We start from the raw sequence: 18,783 nt of genomic DNA, 5'->3' as shown, positions 1-18,783 counted from the left end.
GTTATCCCTGCGGATGCTGATTCTGCACGGTTACTTATCCTTCACCACAATCAGCGGTTCAATATCGCTCTCTTTTTTCACCACCAGCGTTTCATCCCCACGCAGACAGGTTCCGCCGTAATTCCCGCCCACGGTAAAGGTACAGACCTGAATATATTTGCCGTCCACCTTCGGCAAACACCACAGTTGCTGGTAGATATTCTTGCGATCGACAAACTTGCCGCTGGATTTATCCAGCAGTTCATCCTGGGCGCTGATCAGATCGATATTGCTGCCGCAACGGCCGGCAATGGGTTTGACGGCATAACCGGTCTGCTTCAGCAGCGCGTTAACCTCAAAATCGGTATCGAGCAGGTAGCGGTGGTTCGGGAATAGCTGCCACAGCACCGGCAGGATCGCCTTATTGCCTGGGATCACCGTCCACAGCGGTTCAAACACCAGCACTTCCGGGCGCAGCAGGACGTCAATCAGCCGCACCTCGCCTGCCGGGTGGCCGGTGCGGATCGGCACGGCAGCGTATTCGGTTTCGCTGACCTCCCGGATCTGCTCGATTGCCGTCTCCCACGCCCAGGTTTTCCACACGCAGTTGACGTGGCGACCTTCATCGTCGATTAACTGCCCGGCAGCATCCCAGCTCAGCGCGCCCAGACCGTGCAGAATTTTGGTGTCAAACCCGGCCTGCAGCAGCGAGCGCTGAATAAAGAGCGCGTGGTAGTCTTCTTCGACATCGTTGTCCTGCATGATGTGCACGAACGGACGCGCATGGCTGTGTTTCCATGCGCCGGTCAGCTCTTCCAGCAGACCTTCTGCCGGGTTGTGCCCATTGCCGCGATAACCGTTTTTGACCCACTCTTCCAGAATTAACCCGCCCTCGGTGTGGCAGGAGGCAGAATCAGCGTTGTACTCGTAAACCTTAATGCCGCGCTCATCCATACAGAAATCCATACGACCGGTGATCATATGGTGGCGACGCCACTGCCAGGAGAGACGCAGGCGCGGCCAGAGGATTTTGGGGATGTCGAAAAGCGCCAGTAAATTGTCATCTTTCAGCACTTTGTCGGTGGCGTGCAGGTACATCAGATGCAGTTCATTGGTCGCTTTAATCAGCTCCTGCTCGGCGCTTTCAGTAATCGTGAAATAGTGGCAGGGATCGTTATTAATAACGTGGCCGTTGGCGCGGATGTAGGCCTGCTGCAGGGCGTCATTTTCGTTGAGCCATTTTCCGTCGTATTGACGTTTATTCTTCAACCGCGCACCGCTGATTTTCAGCAGTTCGCCGTCAGGTTCGGGCTGGGGAATACTGTGCTCCGTGTCGTCCGTCTGGATCATCCAGCCAAGGATTTCGGTATCGCTGAAGGTGTCATGAAGCGTGTAACAGCCGTTCTCAACGGTCATGCGCAGTTCGCGGGTCCACTGCTGTCCGAGCGGAAGCGGGGAGTGAATAACATTCTGCTCGGCAATGCGGACCTTGCCATCTAAAAGCTGGGTGATTACCGCGACGTGGCCGGTTTCATGAAACTCGCCGCCCTTTTGCCAGATGAGCAGCGCCCCGGCCTGCGGCGCGCGTTTCGAGCCGTTGGCAAAAGCCTGTAACGGCAGAATATTATCGTTCACCACCTGGCGCAAAAAACGCAGGGAGAAGATCTCCCACGCCATCCCGACGTCGGTAAACACAAAGCCATAGTTGAGGAACAGGAAACGGCGGGCGAACTCCACACACTGCCACTTGTGGCCCATGTATTCGTTGCCGATATAGCTGCGGAAATCCGCGTCTTGCGGGTACTTACGCGGGTCCAGACTGCCGTAATTTGAAGAGTAAATCGCCACGCCACCGGGCGCATAGCCTAACAACGTCCCGAATGGCGCATCACTGCTTAACTTTCCTTTACGCATGTATCCAACCTAAAACAGGCAGGCGGCAATTTTTTGGAAGGGTTGTCGTCGTCTGCACGTTGTAATTAACCTGACAGAGGTAGGGTTATCATACACCTCCCCTGACCTTTGCGCTCAGTTCGTTAAACGGTCTATTCATCTCCTGCTACACTGCCTCAACACATCACAAAAAAGGCAGGCCAACATGTCAGACGAAAATACCTATCAGCCACCCAAAGTGTGGGAATGGAAAAAGAACGGCGGCGGGGCGTTCGCCAACATCAACCGTCCTGTTTCTGGTGCCACGCATGAGAAAGATCTGCCCGTCGGTTCGCACCCGCTGCAGCTTTACTCCCTGGGCACGCCGAACGGCCAGAAAGTGACAATTATGCTCGAAGAGCTGCTGGCGCTGGGCGTAACGGGCGCGGAGTACGACGCGTGGCTGATCCGCATCGGTGAAGGCGATCAGTTCTCCAGTGGCTTTGTTGAGGTGAACCCGAACTCGAAAATACCGGCGCTTCGTGACCACTCCACCACCCCGCCAACGCGCGTATTTGAATCCGGAAACATCCTGCTCTATCTGGCAGAGAAGTTCGGGCATTTCCTGCCAAAAGATCCGGCTGGCCGCACGGAAACCCTGAACTGGCTGTTCTGGCTGCAGGGCGCGGCTCCGTTCCTCGGTGGCGGTTTCGGCCATTTCTACAACTATGCGCCGGTGAAGATCGAGTACGCGATTGACCGCTTCACGATGGAAGCCAAGCGCCTGTTCGACGTGCTGGATAAAACGCCGTGGTTCTGACTTTCGAACCGGTAGGTTGAGTTTAATGACAAACCCCGCTATCAAAAAATGAACCGCCTGTTTTGCCGGGTGGCGCTACGCTGACCCGGCCTACAATCGACAACAATATCAATAAATTGGCACTGTTCGTTGTAGGCCCGTGCAAGCGTAGCGCCGCCGGGCGAGGGGCACATCTCGCACGATATCAGCAGCCTGAACCCAGCGCTTACGCTGGGTTTCTTGTTTTCTCTGGTCAGGCAACCAACCGCAACATTATGCCGTGAGACGGAACTTCTGCACCGAACGCTGAAGCTCTTCGGTCTGCCGCTCAAGTGCCGCTGCCGCGGCGGAGACCTGCTCCACCAGCGAGGCGTTTTGCTGGGTTACACCGTCCATCTGCGTAATGGCAACCCCGACCTGGGAAATGCCTTTGCTTTGCTCCTCAGAGGCTGACGCAATCTGCTTCATGATGGTGGTCACTTCCGTTACATCGCGCAGAATCGCTTCCATGGTGGTCCCCGTGTCGTTCACCAGTTGAGCCCCCTGCTCGACGCGAGCGACGGAATCGGCAATCAGCCCTTCAATCTCTTTCGCCGCGTTGGCGCTGCGGCTGGCCAGATTACGCACCTCACCTGCCACCACGGCAAAGCCACGGCCTTGCTCACCCGCTCGCGCCGCTTCCACTGCTGCGTTGAGCGCCAGGATATTGGTCTGGAAGGCGATACTGTTAATCACGGTGGTGATTTCAGCAATTTTCTTCGAGCTGTCGGAAATACCGCTCATGGTGGTCACCACCTCCTCCACCAGCGAGCCACCGCGGCTGGCCGTGGTCGATGCCACATCCGCCAGCTGGCTTGCCTGACGTGCGCTTTCGGCGTTCAGCTTCACGGTGGCAGTGAGTTGCTCCATGCTGGCTGCTGTCTCTTCCAGCGCGGCAGCCTGCTCTTCGGTACGGGAGGAGAGATCGTTGTTACCGCTGGAGATCTCGGTCGCCCCGCGCCAGATATTTTCACTGCCCGCGCGGATCGTGCTGACCGCCTCGCGTAGGCTGTCCTGCATGGCACTCAGCAACGGCACCAGCTGTCCCACACAGTTACGACCAAACGGTTCAATGGGCTGGCTGAGATCGCCCTGCGCAATCTGGCGGAACTGCTGACGAATTCGGTCCAGCGGTTTCACCAGCATCGCCACCAGGTAACGGTCGCTAAAGAGCAGGATCAGCAGACCAATCACGGTGGCGGCAATAATCACCGTGCGGGTCATGCTGGTCAGGCCATCCACCACTACGCGGGTACTGTCGAGGGCCTTCGCAGCGGCGTTATTGAACTCCTCAGCGGCCGCACCAAACGCACGGCTCAGCTGTGGCGTGACGTTATTAGCCTGCTGGCGATAACCATCCAGCGCGCCCAGCTTCGCCTGCTGCATTTGTGGCGTAACGCCCTGCTCGAGCAGCGCCTGCCAGGTGCCGATCACCCGGGAGGAGACTTGTTCATCCATCGGACCCGGAGAGATTGCTTTCATCTCGGCCAGTTTTTTGCCCATGTTATCCAGCGCCTGCTGGGCGGAGGCCAGATCCGGCGTACCGCCAGCGGCTTTGACTTCCATCGCGCGGCTCAGTCGGGTGACAAAGCGGAAATACTGATCGTTGCCCTGGCTGAGTATGGTCATCTGTTTCACCAGCTGGCGATCGACTTCATTGCCATCCGAAACGCGAGAGAGGGACCAGGTGCTGTAGAGTCCAACGCCTGCCCACATTAAACAAAAGATCCCCAGGATCGTCAGCATGACGAAACGGATCGTGAAATTACGGAGCATGTTCATAAGTGTTCCTTGCCGTGAGGGTGAGTTCGCCCAGAGGCGAGTACTACTCTCGTTATCGGCAGGAACCGCGGAAATTATAACCTTTTGTAACTATTTTTCGTTAGCGTGGCTTCACAGGTACCACAGCACCGATTAACGCTTAGAGGCCTTTCCCGCCGCGACATCGCTTCACGAGCAGATTTATGGTTTGATAATCAAAGAATGAAAACGCTGTTTCGAAAATTCATCGATAAGAAAGGAGACATCATGTCCTGGCACCCTAACCCCGGCCGTTATGAAAATATGCAGTACCGCTACTGTGGCAAAAGCGGGCTGCGCCTGCCTGCGCTGTCGCTCGGCCTTTGGCATAGCTTCGGCCACGTTCAGCCGCTCGACACCCAGCGTGCGCTGCTGCGTAAAGCCTTCGACCTCGGTATCACCCATTTCGATCTTGCCAATAACTACGGCCCGCCTGCGGGGAGCGCGGAAGAGAACTTTGGTCGCCTGCTGCGGGAGGATTTTGCCGCCTGTCGCGACGAGCTGATTATCTCCACCAAAGCGGGTTACGACATGTGGCCGGGACCGTATGGCTCGGGCAGCTCGCGCAAATATCTTCTCGCCAGCCTCGACCAGAGCCTGAAGCGTATGGGTCTGGAATATGTGGATATTTTCTATTCCCATCGCGTGGATGAGAACACGCCGATGGAAGAGACCGCTGCCGCGCTGGCCCATGCGGTGCAGAGCGGTAAAGCGCTGTATGTCGGAATTTCGTCCTATTCAACGGCGCGCACGCAGAAAATGGCTGACCTGCTTCGCGAATGGAAAATTTCACTGCTCATCCATCAGCCGTCGTACAACCTGCTTAACCGCTGGGTGGATAAAACCGGCCTGCTGGAGACGCTAAAGCAAAACGGTACTGGCTGTATTGCGTTTACCCCACTGGCGCAGGGGTTGCTGACCGGAAAATACCTCAACGGTATTCCTGAAGGTTCGCGGATGCAGCGCGAGGGGAATAAAGTGCGCGGGCTGACGCAGAAGATGCTGACCGAAGCCAATCTGAACAGTCTGCGCTTGCTCAATGAGATGGCACAGGCACGTGGTCAGACAATGGCGCAGATGGCGCTAAGCTGGCTGCTGAAAGATGAGCGCGTAACGTCCGTGCTGATTGGTGCGAGCCGCCCGGAACAGCTGGAAGAGAATGTTCAGGCGCTGAAAAACCTGCGCTTTAGCGAAGAGGAGCTGATACGTATTGATAAGCATGTTGCGGATGGAGAGTTGAATCTGTGGCAGGCGTCGTCGGATAAATAGTGCGTTCTGTTGCCCTCTCCCACAGGGCGGAGGGTTCCCCAGTAATTTTTTTAACCATAAGCGATGAATGTTGCTTCAGGAAAATAAAAGACTTACAGCGACGCCCTGGTCCGGCTGTAAATCGCTGAGGCGTTTCCTGCAGGCCGGGTCGCCAGGGCGGCGGCGATTGAGCCACCCTGGCACGTTCACAGGTTATGTCGTAACAGAGTAGCAAGGAACATAAAGTGAACGGAATGACCTCCACAGCCGTATGTTCCCCCTCACCCCCGCCCTCTCCCAAAGGGAGAGGGAGCCGTCTGTGCAGGCATTATTTATGGGGATCCCTCAGCCCACAGGGAGAGGGTGGTTAAGAAGGAAATTACTTCTTGCTGATCTTATCCAGATACCCCATCACAAACGCCGAAAGCACAAACGTGAGATGGATAATGACATACCACATCAGTTTGTTGTCCGGGACATTCTTTGCGTCCATGAACACGCGTAACAGGTGGATGGAGGAGATCGCCACAATCGAGGCGGCCACTTTATTCTTCAGCGACGTGGCATCCATTTTGCCCAGCCAGCTCAGCTTTTCTTTACGCGCGTCGATATCAAGCTGGGAGACAAAATTCTCATAGCCAGAGAACATCACCATCACCAGTAAGCCCCCCACCAGCGTCATATCCACCAGTGACAGCAGCACCAGAATCAAATCTGCTTCGGCAATGGAAAAGATGTTCGGCAGAACATGCAAGATTTCCTGGAAGAACTTAATCGTGAGCGCAATCAGCGCCAGCGAAAGGCCAAAATAGACGGGTGCCAGTATCCAGCGCGAGGCGTACATAGCGTTTTCAAAGAAGCGTTCCATAAAGTCCTGTCTGCAAACGAAACCAGCACTCAGTATATCGCAACGGCGCTGACTGTTTGCAACAACTAACCATTACACGTTGTCAGGATCCACCTCAGGGCGCGCATACTCCGGCCAGACCAGCACCACCAGTTCCGGATAGGCTTCCAGGCTGAACTCGCGAAAGCACTGACGCAGGTTTAATACGTCTAAATCGGAATACGAGACCTTCTCACCATTCAGACAGCGCTTTTTGATATTGTCGTAATATTTATAGACCGCTGAATTCAGGTCACTGCAGCGACGCTGCGCTTCAAACAGGCCCGGCGTGTCATTAATTTCCGACATTTTCATCCGCTTTATTGTCGCGTGCAAAAAGTCGATATATTCATGGTTCACCCGCCAGTACCAAACCGGCGTCACCGAGTTCATCAAAACAGAGAAATGGTCTTCACCTTCCTCTTTAGTCATCAGTTCAGGCTGTGGGGTTTCACTGGTGTCTTTCGACTCTTTCGTTTTATTGAACTCCTGCATCAATAAAAGAACACCAGCGGTCAGTAATAGTAATGTAATGACCGTAAAAAAGATGCTGTTCATGGGTTGGCTCCATTTTTTTTGATTTTAAAATTGCCTCATGATATTGTCAACGAATCTCACGCCTTTATCTTCCCCACCTTGTTGAAATTAAAGGAAATTAAAAAATGTTGCCCGACTATCTCGTCCCGGCTAAGTACCACATCACGCCTGTGGAACAGCAACCGACGGAAGCAGAAAAAGAGGCTAATTTCACTCAGGGAAAAAGAAAGCTCGCTGATTTTGAACCAGACATATTAATTGGTGTTTCCCGTAGCGGCAAATCCCGTAATATGTTGCTGGAAGAGCACGATCGTCATATAAAGGATCGCTTATTTCGCGCCATCAAAATTGAAGCCTTGGTCCACCTGTTGAATGACCTGCAGGCAGAAGGCGAAATAGATGCCCAGAAACTAAGTCAAATAATGGCCGAAAAGACCAAAGAAATAAATGAAGCGGGCAATGAAATTTGGCTTAATCTAATTACGCGAGAAAAAAACAACCCTATTTTTTATAACCTGGGGGAAGATTAATGTGAAAGACGTTAAAGATAACGATGTTTATTTGACTTTAGATGAGAAAAAAAGTGACGAATTTATCTTAAAGCAAAATCTCGAGGCTTTGCGTAACACCAAAAACGCCGAGATGACGCGTATTACCCAGGATCTGGTTTCCATTCCGGCGACGCTGGTGCGCCTGAAATGGCAGAACCGCCGCGAGATTTATCCCTTACAGGTCAAGGAAGAGATTTACGGCGCCGTGATGAATGCCATCATCGAACAACGGCCCGAGCTGAAAGAGAAGCTTCTGGGGCGTCTGGAGGCCAATTATCAGTATCTGCTGGCCAGAGAAACCGCGACCCTGCGCCTGACGCGCAAACTGTCCGACGGCGAGTATCGTACCTCAAACGTCACCAGCGTCGCGCTTGACGAGGACGCGCTGGCAGCCCTCTCTCCCGCGTCGACGGATAACAAACACGAATAACCCGACAGGCATAAAAAAAGCCGGCTTTCGCCAGCTTCTTCGTTATTTCGCGGCCGCTTTCTCTTCGCCGACCAGCCCAATCTTCAGATAACCCGCCTGATGCAGCGTATCCATGACCTTCATCATGGTCTCGTAATCAACGGTTTTATCCGCACGGAAGAAGACCGTCGTGTCTTTCTTACCGCCAGTGAGCTGATCCAGCGCCGGGATGACAGAGTCAGCCGTCACCGGGTCGTTGCCGAGGAACATCGATTTATCTGCTTTCACCGACAGATAGATGGGCTTTTCCGGGCGCGGCTGCGGCTGGCTGGACGAGGCCGGCAGGTTTACCTTCACGTCGACCGTCGCCAGCGGCGCAGCAACCATGAAGATAATCAGCAGAACCAGCATAACGTCGATAAACGGCGTCACGTTGATTTCATGCATTTCGCCGTTATCGTCCAGATTTTCATTAAGACGCATTGCCATAATTCATTAACCTACGCGCAGTTTGGACGCCGCGTGCACCGGTTTAGCGGCACTGGCATTCAGATCAAGATCGCGGCTTTGCAGCAGCAGAACCTGCGCGGCGACGTCACCGAGGGTGGCTTTATAGCTGCCAATCATGCGCGCGAAGACGTTATAGATAACCACCGCAGGGATCGCCGCAACCAGACCGATAGCGGTCGCCAGCAGCGCTTCGGCGATACCCGGTGCAACTACCGCCAGGTTCGTCGTTTGGGTTTGCGCAATCCCGATAAAGCTGTTCATGATGCCCCAGACCGTACCGAACAGCCCCACGAACGGCGAGATGGCCCCGATGGTCGCCAGATATCCATTGCCCCGGCCCATATGGCGACCCACGGCGGCGACGCGACGCTCCAGACGGAAGCCGGTACGTTCTTTAATACCTTCGTTATCTTCACTGCCTGCGGAGAGTTCCAGCTCGTTTTGCGCTTCGTTAACTAACAGGGTGGTCAGGCTTTTCGCGTGGAAGGATGAGGTCATATCAGACGCCTGATCCAGAGAGCGGGCTTCAGCCAGCTGCTGTTGCTCACGCTTGAGGCGGCGCTTCTGAGAAATCAGCTCGGCGCTCTTGCCAAAGAAGATAGCCCACGTGATCACGGACGCCAGAATCAGGCCGATCATCACAATCTTAACCACGATGTCAGCATGATGATACATGCCCCAAACGGAGAGATCCGTCTGCATCAAATTATTACCCACTCTGTATCTCCAGGACGCAAATCACAAAATCTGAACGTAATAATATCAAAACATCGTCGAATTGATAGTCGTTCTCATTACTATTTACATAGTGCCGCAATTTTCGCTCATATTCCTTGCGCTTACGCAGTAAAAATTTCTTATGCGGTTTTTTGCTAATATTTTCTGCTTATTCGATAAGCATCCGGGTGCAGATTTTCACATTCGTGGTAGTCTGGACGTCCAGACGTATAAAAACAGGGTTAGCGAACATGACCAAGAAGCATCTTGATACCACGCTGGTACAGGCCGGGCGCAGCAAGAAATATACTCAGGGTTCGGTGAACAGCGTGATCCAACGGGCCTCCTCGCTGGTGTTTGATACCGTAGAGGACAAAAAAATCGCCACGCGTAACCGCGCCAAAGGCGGACTGTTTTACGGACGTCGTGGCACGCTAACCCACTTCTCACTGCAGGAAGCCATGTGCGAGCTGGAAGGCGGCGCAGGCTGCGCGCTGTTTCCGTGCGGTGCGGCGGCAGTCGCCAACACCATTCTGGCGTTCGTGGAACAGGGCGACCATATTCTGATGACCAACACCGCCTATGAACCGAGCCAGGATTTCTGTACCAAAATCCTCTCCCGACTCGGCGTAACCACGGGCTGGTTCGATCCGCTGATTGGCGAAGGCATCGCAGAGCTTATTCAGCCCAACACGCGCATTGTGTTCCTGGAATCTCCGGGTTCGATCACCATGGAAGTACACGACGTGCCGGCCATTGTGAAAGCCGTGCGCAGCAAAGCGCCAGAGGCGATTATCATGATCGACAACACCTGGGCGGCGGGCATGCTGTTTAAAGCGCTGGAATTCGACATTGATATCTCCATTCAGGCGGCGACCAAATATCTGATTGGCCACTCAGACGGGATGATCGGCACGGCCGTTTCTAACGCCCGCTGCTGGGATCAACTGCGGGAAAATGCCTACCTGATGGGGCAGATGGTCGATGCCGATACCGCCTACATGACCAGCCGAGGCATCCGCACGCTGGGGGTGCGCCTGCGTCAGCATCACGAAAGCAGCCTGAAGATAGCTGAGTGGCTGGCGCAGCACCCGCAGGTTGAGCGCGTCAACCATCCGGCACTGCCGGGCAGTAAAGGGCATGAATTCTGGCAACGAGACTTTACGGGCAGCAGCGGTTTGTTCTCATTCGTTCTAAAAAAACGGCTGAATAATGACGAGCTGGCAAGCTATCTGGATAATTTTACCCTCTTCAGCATGGCCTACTCCTGGGGCGGGTTTGAATCCCTGATCCTGCCTAATCAGCCGGAGCAGATTGCGGCCCTGCGCCCTGGCGGTGAAGTGGACTTCAGCGGCACCCTGATTCGCCTGCATATCGGTTTAGAAAACGCGGACGATTTAATTGCCGATTTAGCAGCAGGGTTTGCGCGTATCGTGTAGAGTGCTGGCAAACATGTACTCCATGGATGCTTTTGTGGACACCGCCACCAGAAAAGTCTGCATTAGTTGCGCCCGCGATCAACCCCATCGGGCAAATAAGGGAGTACAATAGTGCTATATCTGTTGTTCCACAGGAAAGTCCATGGCTGTTATTCAAGATATTATCGCGGCGCTCTGGCAACACGACTTCGCCGCACTGACCGATCCTCACGTTGTAGGTATCGTCTATTTCGTGATGTTCGCGACCCTGTTTCTGGAAAATGGATTACTGCCAGCCTCATTTTTACCCGGTGATAGCCTCCTTTTGCTTGCGGGGGCGTTAATCGGTAAAGGTGTCATGGACTTCACGCCGACCATGGTGATCCTCACCTCCGCGGCAAGCCTGGGCTGCTGGCTGAGCTATCTGCAGGGCCGCTGGCTCGGCAACACGCGCGTCGTGAAGGGCTGGCTGGCGCAGCTACCGCATAAATACCATCAGCGTGCGACCTGCATGTTTGACAGGCATGGCCTGCTGGCCTTGCTGGCCGGCCGTTTTCTGGCCTTTGTTCGCACCCTGCTGCCCACCATGGCAGGCATTTCCGGCCTGTCGAACCGCCGCTTCCAGTTCTTCAACTGGCTGAGCGCGTTGTTATGGGTGGGTGTCGTTACCACTCTCGGCTACGCGCTGAACATGATCCCGTTTGTGAAGCACCATGAAGACCAGGTAATGACCTTCCTGATGGTGCTGCCGATGTTCCTGCTGGTGGCTGGACTGGTGGGAACGATTGCGGTGGTGATTAAGAAGAAGTACTGCAGTGCATAAATAAAAGCCGGGTGGCGCTATCGCTTACCCGGCCTACGTTTGCCGTCAGACTCCCTGCATGGTTCGGATGCGTGACGCATCCTCTCCCGGCGTGACGCCGAAGTAGCGCTTAAACTCCCGACTAAACTGCGACGCACTCTCATACCCGACCCGCATCGCCGCCGCGCTGGCCTTCATGCCGTCGTGGATCATCAGCATCCGCGCCTTATGCAGCCGGTAGGTTTTGAGGTATTGCAGCGGCGAGGTGCTGGTCACCGACTTAAAGTTGTGGTGAAACGCCGAGACGCTCATGTTCGCTTCCGCCGCCAGCTGGTCAACGCTGAGGTTTTCCGTGTACTGGCTTTCGATGCGCTTGAGTACGCGGCTTATCAGGCTGAAGTGGGTCTGCCGACTGACCAGCGCCAGTAGTGCCCCGCCCCCCGGCCCCAGCAGCACATGATAGAGAATTTCGCGGATGATTTGCTTACCCAGAATACGCGCATCCAGCGGCCTCTCCATCACGTCCAGCAGACGCTCAATGGCACAGAGGATCTCCTCTGACAGCGTGGCAGAGTTAATGCCGCTCGCCGCCATCGACGGCTGGAAAAGCTCGTCTTCGCCAATGTCCATCAGCAACTCCTGAAGCTGAAGAATATCGACATTTACGCGGATCCCCGCCAGCGGTACCTCCTCTGTCGCGAAGGTTTCACATTCGAAGGGTAAAGGTACTGTCAGCAGCAGATATTCATTGGTGTCATAACGGAACACGCGTTCATTGATATAACCAATTTTATGGCCGGAAAAGAGAAAAACGATGCCCGGCTGATACATCACCGGCGTCCGCGTTCCCGGCTGCGTCCCGTAGAGCAGGCGAATATCCGGCAGCAGTTCACCTGGGTTATTTTGCTTATCAATCAGTCTTTTAATCTGCGAAGTGAGCTGAAGACAGATGGCTTCACGGTTCATTTAGCGTTACTCCGGGTACGGTTTGCGACCCTCACAGTCTGCGCATTTTCCTGACGTTTCTCCAGTGCTCTGTAGAAATGGGCAAGACATCGGCAGGAATGTGCATTGAGAGGATATCCCCGGGCAGCCACAATGTGCAGCATCAGGTAGCCATCCGCGCCGCCACGATTTTTCACCCACGATAGGGAACGAGCCATGAATAATTTTAATCTCCATACCCCAACCCGCATCCTGTTTGGTAAAGGCGCTATCGCCGATCTGCGTGCACAGATCCCCGCTGACGCCCGCGTGCTGATCACCTACGGTGGCGGCAGCGTGAAAAAAACCGGCGTGCTGGATCAGGTTTACAGCGCACTGGAAGGTCTGGACGTGCGCGAGTTTGGCGGTATCGAGCCAAACCCTTCTTATGAAACGCTGATGAACGCGGTGAAAATCGCCCGCGAAGAAAACATCACCTTCCTGCTGGCTGTCGGCGGGGGTTCCGTGCTGGACGGCACGAAGTTCATCGCCGCGGCAGCACACTACGCCGACGGTATCGACCCATGGCATATCCTGGAAACCCGCGGCAGCGACATTAAAAGCGCGATCCCGATGGGCTCCGTGCTGACCCTGCCAGCCACCGGTTCTGAATCCAACAAAGGCGCGGTGATCTCCCGTAAAACCACCGGAGACAAACAGGCCTTTATGAACGAGCACGTTCAGCCCGTATTCGCGATCCTCGATCCGGTGTACACCTACACCCTGCCCGCGCGTCAGGTCGCGAACGGCGTGGTCGACGCCTTTGTTCACACCGTTGAGCAGTACGTGACTTATCCGGTGGATGCCAAAATTCAGGATCGTTTTGCGGAAGGCATTCTGCTGACGCTGGTCGAAGAGGGTCCGAAGGCGCTGAAAGAGCCAGAAAACTACGACGTGCGTGCCAACGTGATGTGGGCTGCAACGCAGGCCCTGAACGGCCTGATTGGCGCAGGCGTGCCGCAGGACTGGGCAACCCACATGCTGGGCCATGAACTGACGGCAATGCACGGTCTGGATCACGCCCAGACGCTGGCGGTGGTTCTGCCGGCCCTGTGGAACGAAAAACGTGATACCAAACGCGCCAAACTGCTGCAGTACGCGGAACGCGTCTGGAACATCACCGAAGGTTCTGACGACGCGCGTATCGATGCGGCAATCGAAGCGACCCGCAACTTCTTTGAAGGCCTAGGCGTGCCGACGCGTCTGTCCGGCTATGGTCTGGATGGCAGTTCTATCCCTGCCCTGCTGGCTAAACTTGAAGAACACGGCATGACTCAACTGGGCGAACACGGCGACATTACGCTGGACGTTAGCCGTCGTATCTACGAGGCGGCGCGCTAAGCGTTTTTGGCATCCTGCCTTTCGTTTTTTGACATTTCGTCCAGACTTAATGCACACCCCATCGCCGGGGTCCCCCTCCGGCGATGCGCACCTGAAGGAGGAAAAATGGCAAACCAAACCGTAATCAAGCTGCAGGACGGCAACGTGATGCCCCAGTTGGGGCTAGGTGTATGGAAAGCCGGTAACGACGAGGTCGTCTCCGCCATTCATAAAGCACTGGAAGTCGGCTATCGGTCCATTGATACCGCCGCCGCCTACAAAAACGAGGACGGCGTGGGGAAAGCACTGGCCAGCGCCGGTATGTCCCGCGACGACCTTTTTATCACCACCAAACTGTGGAACGACGACCAAAAGCGCCCACGCGAAGCGCTGCAGGAGAGCCTGGAGAAACTCCAGCTCGATTTCGTCGATCTGTATCTGATGCACTGGCCGGTTCCGGCTATCGACCATTATGTTGATGCCTGGAAAGGGATGATTGAACTGCAAAAAGAGGGGCTGGTGAAAAGCATCGGCGTCTGTAACTTCCAGGTTCATCACCTGCAGCGTCTGATTGACGAAACGGGCGTTGTGCCGGTGATTAATCAGATTGAACTGCACCCGCTGATGCAGCAGCGCCAGCTTCACGCCTGGAACGCCACGCACAAAATCCAGACCGAATCCTGGAGCCCACTGGCTCAGGGCGGTGAAGGGGTGTTCGACCAGAAAATTATCCGCGATCTGGCGGATAAATATGGCAAAACCCCGGCGCAGATTGTCATTCGCTGGCACCTGGACAACGGCCTGGTGGTGATCCCGAAATCGGTCACGCCATCGCGCATCGCCGAGAACTTCGACGTCTGGGATTTCCGCCTGGATAAAGATGAGCTGGGCGAGATTGCGAAACTGGATCAGGGCAAGCGTTTAGGGCCCGATCCGGATCAGTTTGGCGGTTAATCCCCTCACCCTGCCCTCTCCCCGAAGGGGAGAGGGTGTTCAAGTTCCCTCTCCCCTTCGGGGAGAGGGTTAGGGTGAGGGGTGAGGGCACCATCGTTATCCGATCTTACGTTTTCCCGCTTTTTTCGTCCCCGTAGTCCCACCGTTCGAACGCTGATGCACAATCGGCGTATGCTTGGTCAGTGCCGGGCGCGTATGGCGGTTCTGGCGACGCGCTTCGCGCATCTCATCCAGCGTTGGTGCCGGCACCAGACAGTCGCGACGCGAGCCAATCAGATGCTTTTTCCCCATCTCTTCCAGCGCCTGGCGGATCAGCGGCCAGTTAGCCGGATCGTGGTAGCGCAGCAGCGCTTTGTGCAGACGACGCTGTTTATCCCCTTTCGGCACCACCACGTCTTCACTCTTGTAACCAATTTTACTCAGCGGGTTTTTGCCGGTGTAGTACATGGTTGTGGAGTTGGCGAGCGGTGACGGATAGAAGTTCTGCACCTGATCCAGACGGAAGCGACGTTGTTTCAGCCACAGCGCCAGGTTCACCATGTCTTCATCGCGCGTACCCGGGTGGGCGGAGATGAAGTACGGGATCAGGTACTGCTCTTTCCCTGCCTGCTTTGAGTAGGTATCGAACAGCTGTTTAAAGCGATCGTAGCTGCCCATCCCCGGCTTCATCATTTTCGACAGCGGGCCTTCTTCGGTGTGCTCCGGCGCAATCTTCAGATAGCCACCGACGTGGTGCGTCGCCAGCTCTTTGATGTAGCGCGGATCTTCCACAGCGATGTCGTAACGTACCCCGGAGGCAATCAGGATTTTCTTGATGCCCTTCAAATCACGCGCGCGGCGATAGAGGTTGATCGTCGGCTCGTGGTTGGTGTCCATATGTTCGCAAATGCTTGGATAGACACAGGAGAGACGGCGGCAGGTTTGCTCCGCGCGCGGCGATTTACAGCGCAGCATGTACATATTGGCCGTTGGGCCGCCGAGGTCGGAGATCACCCCGGTAAAGCCAGGCACGGTATCGCGAATGGCTTCGATCTCGTTGATGATCGAATCTTCAGAACGGCTCTGAATAATGCGCCCCTCGTGCTCGGTAATGGAGCAGAAGGAACAGCCGCCGAAGCAGCCGCGCATGATGTTGATCGAGAAGCGGATCATCTCATACGCCGGGATACGGGCGTTGCCGTACGCCGGGTGCGGCACGCGTTTGTACGGCAGCGCAAAGACGCTGTCCATCTCTTCGGTGGAGAGCGGGATCGCCGGTGGGTTGATCCAGATAAAACGCTCGCCGTGCTTCTGCATCAACGCACGCGCACAGCCGGGGTTGGTTTCATGGTGCAGAATACGGGACGCGTGGGCGTAGAGCACCTTATCGGCTTTCACCTTCTCGTAGGACGGCAGCAGCACATAGGTCTTTTCCCACGGTTTCGGGCGCGGCGGCTGCACGACGATAGCCTTCGCTTCCGCTTTCTTTGGCTCAACCGGTTTGTTATCGGCGCACGGCAGATCTTCGCCATACGGGTGCGGGATAGGATCGATTTTGCCCGGCATATCGATGATGCGGGAATCCACCCCGCGCCAGCCCGGCAGCGCTTCTTTCACCATGATGGCGGTGTTGCGCACGTCGCGGATGCTGCTTACCGGCTCGCCCTGCGACAGACGGTGCGCCACTTCTACCAGTGGACGCTCGCCGTTACCGTAAATCAGCATGTCGGCTTTGGAGTCCACCAGCACCGAGCGGCGCACGGTATCAGACCAGTAATCATAGTGCGCGGTACGACGCAGGCTCGCCTCGATGCCGCCCAGGATCACCGGCACATCTTTCCAGGCTTCTTTACAGCGCTGGGTGTAGACCAGCGTGGCGCGGTCAGGGCGTTTGCCCGCCACGTTATCCGGTGTGTACGCATCGTCATGGCGCAGCTTACGGTCGGCGGTATAACGGTTGATCATCGAGTCCATGTTGCCGGCGGTCACGCCGAAGAACAGGTTCGGTTTACCCAGACGCATAAAGTCGTCTTTGCTGTTCCAGTCTGGCTGGGAGATGATCCCCACGCGGAAGCCCTGCGCTTCAAGCATGCGGCCGCAGATGGCCATACCGAAGCTCGGGTGGTCAACGTAGGCATCGCCCGTGACCAGAATGATATCGCAGCTATCCCAGCCCAGTTGGTCCATCTCTTCCCGGGACATCGGCAGGAACGGCGCCGGTCCAAAGCAGGCCGCCCAGTACTGGGGCCACGAGAAAAGGTCACGATCCGGCTGGATCAGGGAAATTGCGCTCATAATGCTTCCGAAGAAAAAATAGACAAAAGGAGCCGGATTATACGCTGTTCATCCGCCAGATTTGAAGAAAAGGATGCAAGAGGCAGACAGATATTCACAGAAGTCGTTAAAATACAGCGCCCTGATTATTTTGGCTCATAATATTCACTCTAACTTCCGGTGATTTTCCCCCGGAACAGGTTCTTGCGCGGAGTTCTGTTGTGAAGTTCAACGATTCGTTACATGTCTCCCAGCTGCGGGTTGTGCTTCATCTCTGCGGGTTTCTGGTTCTTCTGTACAGCCTGTCTATGCTGCCGCCGATGGTTATCGCTCTGCTGAATAAAGAGCGAACCTATTTTGCTTTTTTGACCACCTTTTTGACTTTTTTCAGCCTCGGCGGCCTGGCCTGGCGGGCAACCCGTCACGCCGGTATACAGCTACGCACCCGCGACGGATTCGTGATTATCGTCCTGTTCTGGCTGCTGTTCTCATTAATCAGCGCCATGCCGCTCTGGATGGACGATGGCCTGCAACTCTCCTTTGCTGACGCACTTTTTGAAGGCGTTTCCGGGATCACCACCACGGGCGCAACGGTGATCGGCGACGTCAGCGCCCTGCCCAAATCGTACCTCTATTATCGCGCGCAGCTCAATTTCATTGGCGGGCTGGGCGTCATCGTGCTGGCCGTCGCGGTCCTGCCGCTGCTGGGCATCGGTGGCATGAAGCTGTACCAGTCAGAAATGCCCGGCCCGTTTAAAGAGGAGCGTCTGACGCCCCGACTCGCCGATACCGCACGCACCCTGTGGGTCACCTATCTGGCGCTGGGGATAACCTGCACGCTGGCGTACTGGCTGGCGGGGATGCCCTTTTTTGATGCCGTTTGTCACGGGCTCTCCACCGTATCCCTGGGCGGCTTTTCAACCCGCAGCGAGAGCATCGGTTTTTATGACAGCCACGCGATTGAGCTTGTCGCCGGCACCTTTTCGCTGCTTTCGGCGTTTAACTTTACCCTCTGGTATGTCGCCCTTGTCAGACGCACGCTGAAGCCGATTCGCCGCAGCCCGGAGGTGAGATTCTTTCTGGCCGCTGCCGCGGTGCTTATCGCCATTACCGCCTGGCAGGTCTGGCACGCGGGAATGTATAACCCTCTCGACAGCCTGGTGCACGCCTTCTTCCTGGCAAGCTCAATGATGACCGATAACGGCCTTTCAACGGCCGATTACGCCCACTGGCCTGCCCACACCATATTCCTGCTGCTGAGCGCCAGCTTCTTTGGTGGCTGCGTGGGTTCGACCTGCGGTGGGATTAAGGCCCTGCGTTTTCTGATGATGTTCAAGCAGAGTATTCAGGAGATGAATCAGCTGGCGCATCCGCGGGCGCTGCTGACCATCAAGGTTGGCAACAGCGTGGTGAATGAGCGCGTCCTGCGTTCAGTATGGAGCTTCTTCTTTCTCTACGTGATGATCACAGGCTTTTTCGTCTGGGCGCTCAATCTGATGGGCTATGACCTGTTTACATCATTTGCGACGGTGGCTGCCTGTATCAACAATATGGGGCTGGGCTTTGGCGAAACGGCATCAACCTTCGGGACGTTAAAGGAAGAGGCCAAGCTGTTGATGTGCGCGGCGATGATCTTAGGACGTCTGGAAATTTATCCGGTGTTGATCCTGTGCTCGCGCTTTTTCTGGCGGGCATAACGCATTCC

The 18,783-nt window shown here is 55.5% G+C and carries 16 protein-coding genes and 1 pseudogene; 9 read left to right on the top strand and 8 right to left on the bottom strand.

Annotated elements, in window-relative coordinates:
• Nucleotides 1–30: 30 nt before the first annotated feature.
• A complete protein-coding gene (gene gss, locus HX884_RS06970; protein WP_029882959.1) occupies nucleotides 31–1,893 on the bottom strand; it encodes a bifunctional glutathionylspermidine amidase/synthase in 1,863 nt (620 codons plus the stop codon).
• 184 nt (nucleotides 1,894–2,077) lie between these two features.
• On the opposite strand from gss, the pseudogene yghU reads away from it, so the two are divergent.
• Nucleotides 2,078–2,656: pseudogene (yghU, locus tag HX884_RS06965) on the top strand (glutathione-dependent disulfide-bond oxidoreductase); the annotation flags it as partial.
• Between the two features lie 267 nt (nucleotides 2,657–2,923).
• On the opposite strand, the gene HX884_RS06960 reads toward yghU, so the two are convergent.
• Nucleotides 2,924–4,471, bottom strand: a complete 1,548-nt coding sequence (locus tag HX884_RS06960; RefSeq protein ID WP_020689507.1) for a methyl-accepting chemotaxis protein — start codon at nucleotides 4,469–4,471, stop codon at nucleotides 2,924–2,926.
• Between the two features lie 246 nt (nucleotides 4,472–4,717).
• Between HX884_RS06960 and HX884_RS06955 the strand changes: the two genes are divergently transcribed.
• Nucleotides 4,718–5,758: an aldo/keto reductase gene (locus tag HX884_RS06955; RefSeq protein ID WP_178327897.1), complete on the top strand. Its 1,041-nt coding sequence runs from the start codon at nucleotides 4,718–4,720 to the stop codon at nucleotides 5,756–5,758.
• Nucleotides 5,759–6,116: 358 nt separating this feature from the next.
• Here the strand turns inward: HX884_RS06955 and HX884_RS06950 are convergent, their stop codons facing one another.
• Together HX884_RS06950 and HX884_RS06945 are read right to left on the bottom strand one after the other, a co-directional pair.
• Complete coding sequence (locus HX884_RS06950; RefSeq protein WP_013098707.1) at nucleotides 6,117–6,605, bottom strand: TIGR00645 family protein; 489 nt, start codon at nucleotides 6,603–6,605, stop codon at nucleotides 6,117–6,119.
• Nucleotides 6,606–6,677: 72 nt separating this feature from the next.
• Entirely contained in the window at nucleotides 6,678–7,181 is a 504-nt protein-coding gene (locus HX884_RS06945) for an ESA_00282 family adhesion-associated protein (RefSeq protein ID WP_013098708.1), read from the bottom strand.
• Between the two features lie 104 nt (nucleotides 7,182–7,285).
• Between HX884_RS06945 and HX884_RS06940 the strand changes: the two genes are divergently transcribed.
• Together HX884_RS06940 and HX884_RS06935 are read left to right on the top strand one after the other, a co-directional pair.
• Nucleotides 7,286–7,690: a hypothetical protein gene (locus HX884_RS06940; protein WP_020689505.1), complete on the top strand. Its 405-nt coding sequence runs from the start codon at nucleotides 7,286–7,288 to the stop codon at nucleotides 7,688–7,690.
• 1 nt (nucleotide 7,691) lies between these two features.
• Complete coding sequence (locus HX884_RS06935; protein ID WP_029883022.1) at nucleotides 7,692–8,141, top strand: hypothetical protein; 450 nt, start codon at nucleotides 7,692–7,694, stop codon at nucleotides 8,139–8,141.
• A 42-nt stretch (nucleotides 8,142–8,183) separates the two neighbouring features.
• Here HX884_RS06935 and exbD read toward each other — a convergent pair whose 3' ends face one another.
• Together exbD and exbB are read right to left on the bottom strand one after the other, a co-directional pair.
• Nucleotides 8,184–8,609: a TonB system transport protein ExbD gene (gene exbD / locus HX884_RS06930; RefSeq protein ID WP_014833267.1), complete on the bottom strand. Its 426-nt coding sequence runs from the start codon at nucleotides 8,607–8,609 to the stop codon at nucleotides 8,184–8,186.
• Nucleotides 8,610–8,615: 6 nt separating this feature from the next.
• Nucleotides 8,616–9,347 (bottom strand): tol-pal system-associated acyl-CoA thioesterase, encoded by a 732-nt coding sequence (gene exbB / locus HX884_RS06925; RefSeq protein WP_013098712.1) that lies wholly within the window; start codon nucleotides 9,345–9,347, stop codon nucleotides 8,616–8,618.
• Between the two features lie 251 nt (nucleotides 9,348–9,598).
• On the opposite strand from exbB, the gene metC reads away from it, so the two are divergent.
• Both metC and yghB read left to right on the top strand, forming a co-directional pair.
• Nucleotides 9,599–10,786 carry a cystathionine beta-lyase gene (gene metC / locus HX884_RS06920; protein WP_129327844.1) on the top strand — a complete coding sequence of 396 codons (1,188 nt, stop codon included), beginning with the start codon at nucleotides 9,599–9,601 and terminating at the stop codon, nucleotides 10,784–10,786.
• Between the two features lie 142 nt (nucleotides 10,787–10,928).
• On the top strand, nucleotides 10,929–11,588 hold the full coding sequence (gene yghB, locus HX884_RS06915; protein ID WP_014833270.1) for a DedA family general envelope maintenance protein YghB: 660 nt from the start codon (nucleotides 10,929–10,931) through the stop codon (nucleotides 11,586–11,588).
• Nucleotides 11,589–11,633: 45 nt separating this feature from the next.
• On the opposite strand, the gene HX884_RS06910 is transcribed toward yghB, so the two are convergent.
• A complete protein-coding gene (locus HX884_RS06910) occupies nucleotides 11,634–12,533 on the bottom strand; it encodes an AraC family transcriptional regulator (RefSeq protein WP_023619917.1) in 900 nt (299 codons plus the stop codon).
• A gap of 195 nt (nucleotides 12,534–12,728) precedes the next feature.
• Here HX884_RS06910 and yqhD point away from each other — a divergent pair, with 195 nt between their 5' ends.
• Nucleotides 12,729–13,892: an alcohol dehydrogenase gene (yqhD, locus tag HX884_RS06905; protein ID WP_013098716.1), complete on the top strand. Its 1,164-nt coding sequence runs from the start codon at nucleotides 12,729–12,731 to the stop codon at nucleotides 13,890–13,892.
• Between the two features lie 105 nt (nucleotides 13,893–13,997).
• Complete coding sequence (gene dkgA, locus HX884_RS06900; RefSeq protein WP_013098717.1) at nucleotides 13,998–14,825, top strand: 2,5-didehydrogluconate reductase DkgA; 828 nt, start codon at nucleotides 13,998–14,000, stop codon at nucleotides 14,823–14,825.
• Between the two features lie 96 nt (nucleotides 14,826–14,921).
• On the opposite strand, the gene HX884_RS06895 is transcribed toward dkgA, so the two are convergent.
• Nucleotides 14,922–17,099 carry a YgiQ family radical SAM protein gene (locus tag HX884_RS06895; RefSeq protein WP_061771388.1) on the bottom strand — a complete coding sequence of 726 codons (2,178 nt, stop codon included), beginning with the start codon at nucleotides 17,097–17,099 and terminating at the stop codon, nucleotides 14,922–14,924.
• Nucleotides 17,100–17,299: 200 nt separating this feature from the next.
• Here HX884_RS06895 and HX884_RS06890 point away from each other — a divergent pair, with 200 nt between their 5' ends.
• Complete coding sequence (locus HX884_RS06890) at nucleotides 17,300–18,775, top strand: TrkH family potassium uptake protein (RefSeq protein ID WP_013098720.1); 1,476 nt, start codon at nucleotides 17,300–17,302, stop codon at nucleotides 18,773–18,775.
• The last annotated feature ends 8 nt before the right edge of the window (nucleotides 18,776–18,783 follow it).

The sequence above is a fragment of the Enterobacter sp. SECR19-1250 genome (assembly GCF_013391025.1).
In the GTDB taxonomy this organism is placed as follows: domain Bacteria; phylum Pseudomonadota; class Gammaproteobacteria; order Enterobacterales; family Enterobacteriaceae; genus Enterobacter; species Enterobacter cloacae.
Note: the sequence above shows the minus strand (reverse complement) of the source record. Positions and strands in the feature narration are given on the sequence as shown.

What these genes read in the sequence shown, in the direction of transcription:
- HX884_RS06950 (WP_013098707.1), bottom strand. Translation starts at nt 6,605, where the DNA reads ATGGAACGCTTCTTTGAAAACGCTATGTACGCCTCGCGCTGGATACTG.
- HX884_RS06955 (WP_178327897.1), top strand. Translation starts at nt 4,718, where the DNA reads ATGTCCTGGCACCCTAACCCCGGCCGTTATGAAAATATGCAGTACCGC.
- HX884_RS06895 (WP_061771388.1), bottom strand. Translation starts at nt 17,099, where the DNA reads ATGAGCGCAATTTCCCTGATCCAGCCGGATCGTGACCTTTTCTCGTGG.
- HX884_RS06960 (WP_020689507.1), bottom strand. Translation starts at nt 4,471, where the DNA reads ATGAACATGCTCCGTAATTTCACGATCCGTTTCGTCATGCTGACGATC.
- yghB (WP_014833270.1), top strand. Translation starts at nt 10,929, where the DNA reads ATGGCTGTTATTCAAGATATTATCGCGGCGCTCTGGCAACACGACTTC.
- exbD (WP_014833267.1), bottom strand. Translation starts at nt 8,609, where the DNA reads ATGGCAATGCGTCTTAATGAAAATCTGGACGATAACGGCGAAATGCAT.
- HX884_RS06945 (WP_013098708.1), bottom strand. Translation starts at nt 7,181, where the DNA reads ATGAACAGCATCTTTTTTACGGTCATTACATTACTATTACTGACCGCT.
- HX884_RS06910 (WP_023619917.1), bottom strand. Translation starts at nt 12,533, where the DNA reads ATGAACCGTGAAGCCATCTGTCTTCAGCTCACTTCGCAGATTAAAAGA.
- HX884_RS06940 (WP_020689505.1), top strand. Translation starts at nt 7,286, where the DNA reads ATGTTGCCCGACTATCTCGTCCCGGCTAAGTACCACATCACGCCTGTG.
- metC (WP_129327844.1), top strand. Translation starts at nt 9,599, where the DNA reads ATGACCAAGAAGCATCTTGATACCACGCTGGTACAGGCCGGGCGCAGC.
- gss (WP_029882959.1), bottom strand. Translation starts at nt 1,893, where the DNA reads ATGCGTAAAGGAAAGTTAAGCAGTGATGCGCCATTCGGGACGTTGTTA.
- dkgA (WP_013098717.1), top strand. Translation starts at nt 13,998, where the DNA reads ATGGCAAACCAAACCGTAATCAAGCTGCAGGACGGCAACGTGATGCCC.
- yqhD (WP_013098716.1), top strand. Translation starts at nt 12,729, where the DNA reads ATGAATAATTTTAATCTCCATACCCCAACCCGCATCCTGTTTGGTAAA.